At 56.3% G+C, this 8,073-nt stretch carries 6 protein-coding genes; all 6 read left to right on the forward strand.

Annotated elements, in window-relative coordinates; all coding sequences use genetic code 11:
• Nucleotides 1-735: 735 nt before the first annotated feature.
• The 6 genes from FJ934_RS27575 (at nucleotide 736) to FJ934_RS27600 (ending at nucleotide 7,552) form a co-directional block, all read left to right on the forward strand.
• Complete coding sequence (locus tag FJ934_RS27575) at nucleotides 736-990, forward strand: hypothetical protein (RefSeq protein WP_210241979.1); 255 nt, start codon at nucleotides 736-738, stop codon at nucleotides 988-990.
• A complete protein-coding gene (locus FJ934_RS27580; RefSeq protein WP_140613553.1) occupies nucleotides 987-3,782 on the forward strand; it encodes a glycosyltransferase family 25 protein in 2,796 nt (931 codons plus the stop codon). The genes FJ934_RS27575 and FJ934_RS27580 overlap by 4 nt, the downstream gene beginning before the upstream one ends.
• A gap of 105 nt (nucleotides 3,783-3,887) precedes the next feature.
• Complete coding sequence (locus tag FJ934_RS27585; protein WP_140613554.1) at nucleotides 3,888-4,574, forward strand: class I SAM-dependent methyltransferase; 687 nt, start codon at nucleotides 3,888-3,890, stop codon at nucleotides 4,572-4,574.
• A 502-nt stretch (nucleotides 4,575-5,076) separates the two neighbouring features.
• Nucleotides 5,077-5,853, forward strand: coding sequence for a DUF707 domain-containing protein (locus tag FJ934_RS27590; RefSeq protein ID WP_140613555.1), 777 nt, complete (start codon nucleotides 5,077-5,079; stop codon nucleotides 5,851-5,853).
• Between the two features lie 150 nt (nucleotides 5,854-6,003).
• On the forward strand, nucleotides 6,004-6,939 hold the full coding sequence (locus FJ934_RS27595) for a hypothetical protein (RefSeq protein WP_246671661.1): 936 nt from the start codon (nucleotides 6,004-6,006) through the stop codon (nucleotides 6,937-6,939).
• Between the two features lie 331 nt (nucleotides 6,940-7,270).
• Nucleotides 7,271-7,552 carry a hypothetical protein gene (locus tag FJ934_RS27600; RefSeq protein WP_140613556.1) on the forward strand — a complete coding sequence of 94 codons (282 nt, stop codon included), beginning with the start codon at nucleotides 7,271-7,273 and terminating at the stop codon, nucleotides 7,550-7,552.
• The last annotated feature ends 521 nt before the right edge of the window (nucleotides 7,553-8,073 follow it).

Genomic DNA, 8,073 nt, shown 5'->3' on the forward strand with positions numbered 1-8,073 from the left:
GGGTGGGCAGACGCCGGGCGCCTTTGTGCGCCACGTGTTCCAATGGCGCGCCGCGCTGGTTTGTCGATTGTTCGTCTGGCAAGCGGCAGCCCGATAACCGATCTCTAGATAGGTTCCGATGTCCAGCCGCGAATGGGTGGGGGGTGGCGAAGCTAAGGCTTCACGTTTCCTGCGATGCGCACGCGATTTTACCCGACTCACGACTTCACTCCCGTCATGTTCACGCCGATGTCTCAGCGAAAAACTCGAGAGGGATTTCCGGAGGAACCCGTCCGCCTCCAGCAGAAGGACAAACGTATACGCGGCAGCGGACGCTTTGCGAACGCACCTGCTTCAGCCGCGAAGTGGCCTAGCTACTCCAGAACTCCTAGAAACCCTCTCAAGAACGCCAACCCACCCGCCAAACTGCGCGAGTGCCCTCAAAGCTGTACATTAGTAAAACCGAAAATTAGGGATTTGTAAACTATAAGCTTGCCGATAATTGATCAAGGGGCGGGCGCCGGCCGTTCTTTGACGGCAATTGCTGAAAATTGTTCTTGAGAAGCCTGGACTTAACGTCTCCTCTCCATCTCTAGCAGTGTCGCAAATGCGATCAAGGTCGAGCGTGGCACTCCTCTGACGGGACGCCACTTAGGACCTCGGATCAATGTTTCTCGATCTTGACGACACCTGGCAAATAGGGGTGAACTAATCGAGGGGCGTCACGGACCGCCGCACGGAGCCGACGATTCACAGATGACAAGCCGCAAGCGCGTCTGCCTCAACATGATCGTCAAGAACGAGACGGCGAACCTGCAGCGCTGCCTCGGAGCGGTCGCCGACCATATCGACTGCTGGGTCATCGGCGATACCGGCTCGACCGACGGGACCCAGGATTTCATCCGATCGTTCTTCGCTGCCCGCAACCTGCCGGGCGAGCTGCACGAATTCCCATTCCACAATTTCGAGCAGAAGCGGAACGACCGCTGCTCAGCTGAAGGAATAGCATGAGCACCATCGGCCTGTGCATGATCGTCAAGAACGAGGCGAAGGTCATCCTGCAATGCCTCGCCAGCGTGCTACCCCTTGTCGACTATGTGCTCATCGTCGACACGGGTTCCGAGGACGGCACGCAAGACCTGGTACGCGGCTTCCTCACCGATCACAATGTCCAAGGCGCTGTCATTAACGAGCCGTGGCGGGACTTCGCGTACAACCGTACCTTCGCTCTTGACCGGCTGCGTGAAGTCGAGACGGTCGACTATGCCATGATCATCGACGCGGACGACGTCGTGGTCCTAGACGCCGACTTTGATCCGATCGGGTTCAAGTCGCAGATGGAACATGATTTATACGACGTCGAGGTGTTCCATGGTGGCATTTCGTTTTATCGCCCCCAGATCTGCCGCAACCGGCTGCCGTTCTCCTTCAAGGGCGTTCTGCACGAATATCTCGAGGCCCCTCCTGGCCATCTCACCCGGGAGACCGCCAAGGGCTTTCGCGTGGCGACGGGGCGTGACGGAGCACGCAGTCAAAACCCGCGAAAGTACCAAGACGACGCAGCGGTTCTTGAAAATGCTCTTGCGACAGAGACCGACCCCTTCCTGGTTTCGCGGTACACCTTCTATCTGGCGCAGAGCTACAGGGATTCCGGTGAGCGTGAAAAATCGCTGGCGAAGTATCTGGAGCGCGCCGAGCTGGGTTTTTGGGGCGAGGAGGTCTATGTCAGCCTGCTCGAGGCGGGCAACCTTATGGCAGCGATGGGACGGCCATTCGACGAAGTCGTTGCCGTCTTTGAGCGTGCGGCGCAGCTCGTTCCCGGCCGCGCGGAGGCTCTTCACGCCGCAAGCCTCTATTGCCGCAACAAGGGCCGGAATGCGGAAGGAATGGAATTTGCGCGTCGAGGACTCGACCTTGTTCAACCCGCCGGCCTTTTTATCCAGCCCTGGGTCTATGATTACGGCCTGCTCGACGAGTTTGCTATCAATGCCTACTGGGCAGGCGCTTACCGTGAATCGCTCGACTCCTGTCTGAAATTGCTGGCTACCGACAAATTGCCAGCAGACATGGCGAAGCGTGTGGTGGCCAACGCGCGCTTCGCCGCCGATAAGCTCCAGGTCAATGAGTCTCCAAAACTTGGATCGTTCGGAACAGAGAGCTTGATCGACCAGCACAAGCTTGTCCGGCAGCGTTCGTTGCGGTCGCGAATGGAGGGCACGCCGCGCATCCTGGTGGCAATCCTGGCAAAGCAGAAAGAACCGGCACTGCCGCTTTATCTCGAGTGCATCGAGGCGCTCGACTACCCGAAGGCGTCGATCGTCCTGTATATCCGAACAAACAACAACACCGACAGGACCGAGCACATATTGCGCGAATGGGTGGAGCGCGTTGGTGACCTCTATGCCGCGGTTGAGTTCGACGCCTCAGACGTGGCCGATAGGGTCGAGCGATTTGGCGAACACGAATGGAACGAGACGCGCTTCAGGGTGCTTGGCCGAATCCGCAACATAAGTTTGCGGAAAACTCTCGAGCACGACTGCGATTTCTATTTCGTTGTCGACGTCGACAATTTCGTGCGTCCGGCCACGCTACGCGAGCTTGTCGCGCTCGACGTGCCGATCATCGCTCCCTTGCTTCGCTCCATCTCTCCCGGACAATACTATTCGAACTACCACGCCGAGATCGACGCCAACGGCTACTATTTGCAGTGCGATCAATATGGCTGGGTGCTCCACCGCCACGTGCGCGGCGTTATCGAGATGCCGCTCGTGCACTGCACCTATCTGATCCGCGCCGACGTTTTGAGCGAACTCACCTACGAGGACAGCACATCGCGGTATGAGTACGTCATTTTTGCCGATAGCGCCAGGAAAGCCGGCGTCGTTCAGTATCTGGATAACCGGCAGGTCTATGGCTACATCACGTTCGGCGACCACGAATATCATGTGAGCGACGGGATCGAGCGCGCACGGGAGTTTTTGCACAATGCGGGCGATACCAACGTTTTGGTTAGTCCCATGCCGCCTGCCTCTGGGCCGATGCCAACTCGACCTGTCCAGCCGATCGGTTCGCCGAAAATTCACGTGATAAACCTCGACCGCAGCGTCGAGCGCTGGAGCAGATATCAAGAGAATAACTGGCATCTGATGCACAATACCGTTCGTGTATCGGCTTTTGACGGCGCGTCCCTCAACAGGGCGGCGCTTATAAAGGAAGGTCTGATCACTGACGACTGCGCGTATTCACCGGGCGCTCTGGGATGTGCACTTTCCCACGTCAGCCTGTGGAAGCTCTCGATCTCACAAAACAAGCCAATCACGATTTTTGAAGACGACGTTCGATCGTCATTTCGATTCGTAGAAGAATCCACCAGTATCATGTCTCAAGCACCCGCCGACTGGGACATGATACAGTGGGGGTACGTATTCAACCCATTATTTCTTTGGTTAGATTTTGGTTTCTCCAAAGCCAAGATTGAATTTTACGACCGCCGATATACTAATAGAACTGCCTTGTTCCAATCCGATAAATTCTCCCGATCCCTTGTCAGGGTAATGCACTCATTTGGAACCCAAGCTTACACAATCACGCCAAGAGGCGCACGGGTGCTTCTTGAGAAATGCCTCCCTCTGCGAAGCAGACGGATACCATTTCCTGAAACCGCCGTCGTTCTCGATGACACAGGTATCGATTGCGCGATGTGTGCGGCCTATGGCTCAATGCAAGCTTTCCTTAGTATCCCACCACTCGTCATTCATGACGACAACCAAGCTTCAGATCGATTGGCGACGGATCGGCAGTGAGCCTCAAGACTAAGGAGGAATTCCCCACGTTTGACGGACTAAAGCGAACTTTCACCGTGCTAGGGTAGAGAGTGCGACGTCCCCTGTCGTGCCTCTCGGCGAGATATGGTAGCACTGCTGGTGGGTTCGCCCGCCTGTTATTTGACGCCGGCGGGATTGGCCGTCGATGAGGTGCATTCGATGACGCAAGGCACGCCTGATGATTCCCGCGAAGCTTTCGCGCGTATTTATCAAAGCAACGAGTGGGGCTCCGCGGAATCGCGCTCCGGACTCGGTTCAGCGTACGCGACGACGCATCGCGTGCGAACCGTATTGCCGATGCTTTTCCGCGCGCTGGACGTGAAGTCCATGCTTGATGCGCCCTGCGGCGACTTCAACTGGATGCGCTTCGTCGACTTGGGCAAAACGCACTACATCGGTTGCGATATTGTTCCGGAAGTCATCGAAACGAATCGCATGCGATACGCGAATCGCGAATTCCACGTGCTCGATCTGACTGCTGATGTGCTGCCGAATGTCGACCTCATTTTTTCACGCGACTGTCTGCAGCATCTGACCGAGTCCGATATCTGGCGTGCGCTGCGCAACGTCAAGAGGTGCGGCGCGCGCTGGCTGTTCACCTCAAGCCATTCGACCTCAACGCAGGACATTGCGCCTGAAACGGGCGGATTCGGATTTCTCAACCTACAGCAACCGCCATTCTCGTTGCCGCTGCCACTCCTGGTCATGCCGGAGGAACATTACGCATCGAAGGCGATGTGTCTGTGGGACATGGCGCAAATCGGCGCATGAGGAACCATGCAATTCCCGTTTAAGTGCTCCCAGCGAAAGCTACATAGCAACTTACATACTGCTTGAAGCGTTGGTTGATATTGTCGCAGGATTGTGATGCGCCCTGCAATGGACGCCAGAAGTATTTTGTGTTCAAAGGAAAAGGTTGCTCGACGAATAATGAAGCGCATGCCGGCAGAAAGTTCCGACGATGCTCCGGCGACAGTGCCTATGCGAGAAATGTTGCGGATGAGTTGCTTGCTGAGCGGGGCGAACTCGCTGCCGAAGATGAAAGTTGTAAATCCGATAGGTCGGGATGATCATCGGAACGGCTGGGCTGGTTACCGTCATCGCATTAACCTGCTCCGCCCATGTGGTTCCAGACAACGTGACCGTCGCCCATTGGAAATAAAGGCGGCATAATACACCATTCTTCAACTCGTCGCTGAATCGTCAGCGCCGCGTTCCTTCACCGGCAAAGATCGAGGCCGAAGACCGCTGCCGTGATATCGGGGAATCGTCAATGTTTCAGAATTCGGACGACATTCAGATACTAACTGTCCCGCGTGAACCGAGGCGGTACTTGATTCTGATACGCGCCGGGTCCAAGCGCCGTCCATCCTTGTTTTCTGAGCCTCTGAGTGCCCACCGGGCGTACGATGTTGGAATAAACTACTACGCAGACCCGCACCCAGATGACGCTTTCCGCACCGGAGCCGAACTCATTTTTGGTGGCGGTCTTTCAAAGATGCATGGTGCCAAACGGCTATTCGAGGCGACAGAATTGCATAACATTTATGAGGGAGTTTTTTTTCTGGACGATGACATTGAAGTCCTATTTGATCCCGATGATTTCTTCAAAATCTGTGAAGAATACTCATTGGATGTCGCCCAACCGTCTCTGACATCTGATAGTTCCTGTGTCCTCCCGCTTACGCGTCATCATCCAGGTCTAATACTCCGGACGACAAACTGGGTCGAGGTGATGGCCCCATTCTTCAGACGTGACTTTCTGCGGGAAATGCTCCATTCATTTGATTTGTCAATTTCGGGATGGGGATTGGATATATACTGGGGCCATCACCTGAAAGAGCGTTGGAGGGCAGGCGTCGTCGACAATTTCCTCATCCGACATGCGAACGAATGTAAGCCGGAGTCAGGGCCGTTTTACGACTATCTCAAAAGTATTGGCATTGATCCCGGCAAAGAGATGAAGTCAATTCTTGCTAGGATTGATACAAATCCTTATGTCGTCAGGCCGATACAATTTGTTTATCATACGTACTTTTTCCGAGCATAGTGATGGTACCCAAGACTTCGAGTTTGGCTCTCTTTGGCTCTCTCAAGGCTGAGCAGCCCGATGCTGTACAAAAGATAGCCTCGCCCACTCCTGACATCCTCTCCGCTCGCCGAGCCTTCTCCATTGGTGGATTAGTATGGTAGTTTAGACATGGGCGATCGGACACCAGGAATCGAAGTGCGACGACGAGATTTCGCTACACTCTTTGGGCGCTCGGTGGCCGCAAGCCTGATTCCTGCCGCGTTGAGGCATCGGGACGTCGTTACGGAGAGCTACGCAGCCATGGCGCCACCGACCAATCTTGATGCCCCCCTCCTCACCGCGCCCATCGAGCTTGCCGGCGACTGGGGGCGGATGCTGGAGGGCGCTGCCGTTCAGGTCGCCGAGCGGATGCGCCACGCCTGCCTCGATGGCGTCCGCCTCCTGTCCGACCGCCAGCCGACGCGCTTGCGTGTCGACGAGCACAGTTCCGGCACGCCGGCCATCTGGCTGCACCCGGACGGCAGCAGCATGGCGTGGATCATCGTCGACATCGGCGAACGCGACTGGTCGAAGCTCGCCTACCAGTTCGGTCACGAGCTTGGCCATGTGCTTGCCAACAGCTGGCAGGCGGACGCCAAGCCGGCGGCGCCCTGCCAATGGCTCGAGGAAGCGATGGTGGAGGCCTTTTCGCTGCGCGGCCTGGGTCGCCTGGCGAAAGACTGGAAGCAGAACCCGCCCTTCGCCGGCGACAACGCTTTCGGCGATTCTATCGCCCAGTACCGCCAGGACATCATCGACCGCTATACAGCGCTCGCAGACAGCCAGGGGCTCACCGGTGACGCCGCAGCGTGGTTCGCCGGCCATCGCGGCGAAATCGAGATACCGAACCTCAATCCATTCGCTCAAGCAATGGCGGTAACCATCCTCTCCGAATACGAACGCGCGCCGGACTGTGTCGAGGCCCTGGGCGCACTTAACCGCTGGCCCGGCCGCACCGGTATCCCGATCGCCGATTATCTGAAGCGATGGGAGGTGAGCTGTGCCGAACTGCAAGCCTCGCCCCGACTGCCGGTGCGTCTGCGCGAGCGCTTGGGCATCTCGTAATCAGCCAAGGGGGTGCCGGATCAAGTTCGCCCCGCAAGAGCAGGCGCGTTGAGAGCTTCTCCTGCCAATTGGCAGCCCGAGCGCGTCGTCTTGGCCGCCGATGCTGCGGTTATAGGTGAACTTACGACGACCTCTTTGCGTCGTCCTTCACGGACACGCTGATCTCAGGAGGCGGCATATCTCCTGAAGCATTCGGGAGGCTCCAGCCCGCCTGTCCCATCCAGGCCACTAGCTTTTCAACCGGTGTGCGCTGGAACCGAGACGCAAAATGCACGTTTCTCAAGATGGTCATTCTGAAGGACCTGTACGGAGGACCTGTACGGAGGATCAAATGAACATAAAGATGCTCCCAATGGGCGCGTTGACGCTTGTGATGATGATTGGTTCAGCACTCGCCGCTAACAATACATCCGCTCTCGACGACCCGGCCAAGATGTCGCCGTTCTTTACAGATGCAGGCATGAAAACATTGAGGTCGGAGGCGGATTTCAAGACCGCATGGATGTCCATGAAACCCGATGAACAGAAGGCGGTGCTGAAAGACTGCGGCGATACTACGCTTAACAAGGCGCATGCGGGTTTCTGCGCGATGGCGAAAAAGATGGGCGGCTAAACCTAGCCTCTGCGGCCAACAAAAAACGGGGGTGGACTGTTTGCCCGCCCCCTGCTTACGTCTCCGCATTTACTGCGTTTCAGCAACAACGAGAAGACGTCGGTCGACTTCGCCCAAGCCCTCCAAAGATGTGATACCTATTGTGATACCTATTGTGATACAAATTCGCGTCGTTGGCACGAAAAGAATAATAAAAACAACTTGTTATATGACGTATCGATCCCAGCCAACGGTACCATCGGGTTATTTCCAACAAATCATTGATATTATTTTATAAATCCTCGCTTGGCGACTTGGATATCACGGCTGGTTTCTTCAACAGGCGGGGAATCGTTTCCACCCGAATCATCAAAGACGGTTTTCGACGAGCGACTACGGTCCAACAGACGGCTGCGCTGACCTGCTCGCGGCGGTAGTCAGCTGCCATCGGCAGCGCCGCCGCCACCTAGAGCAGAATCTGATCACTCTGGCTCGTAACCTGCGGCGCTGAAGTAGTTTGTGCATTGCTCGGCGGTGAAGCG

The organism is Mesorhizobium sp. B2-4-12 (genome assembly GCF_006441575.1).
In the GTDB taxonomy this organism is placed as follows: domain Bacteria; phylum Pseudomonadota; class Alphaproteobacteria; order Rhizobiales; family Rhizobiaceae; genus Mesorhizobium.

What these genes read in the sequence shown, in the direction of transcription:
- FJ934_RS27575 (WP_210241979.1), top strand. Translation starts at nt 736, where the DNA reads ATGACAAGCCGCAAGCGCGTCTGCCTCAACATGATCGTCAAGAACGAG.
- FJ934_RS27580 (WP_140613553.1), top strand. Translation starts at nt 987, where the DNA reads ATGAGCACCATCGGCCTGTGCATGATCGTCAAGAACGAGGCGAAGGTC.
- FJ934_RS27585 (WP_140613554.1), top strand. Translation starts at nt 3,888, where the DNA reads ATGGTAGCACTGCTGGTGGGTTCGCCCGCCTGTTATTTGACGCCGGCG.
- FJ934_RS27590 (WP_140613555.1), top strand. Translation starts at nt 5,077, where the DNA reads ATGTTTCAGAATTCGGACGACATTCAGATACTAACTGTCCCGCGTGAA.
- FJ934_RS27595 (WP_246671661.1), top strand. Translation starts at nt 6,004, where the DNA reads ATGGGCGATCGGACACCAGGAATCGAAGTGCGACGACGAGATTTCGCT.
- FJ934_RS27600 (WP_140613556.1), top strand. Translation starts at nt 7,271, where the DNA reads ATGAACATAAAGATGCTCCCAATGGGCGCGTTGACGCTTGTGATGATG.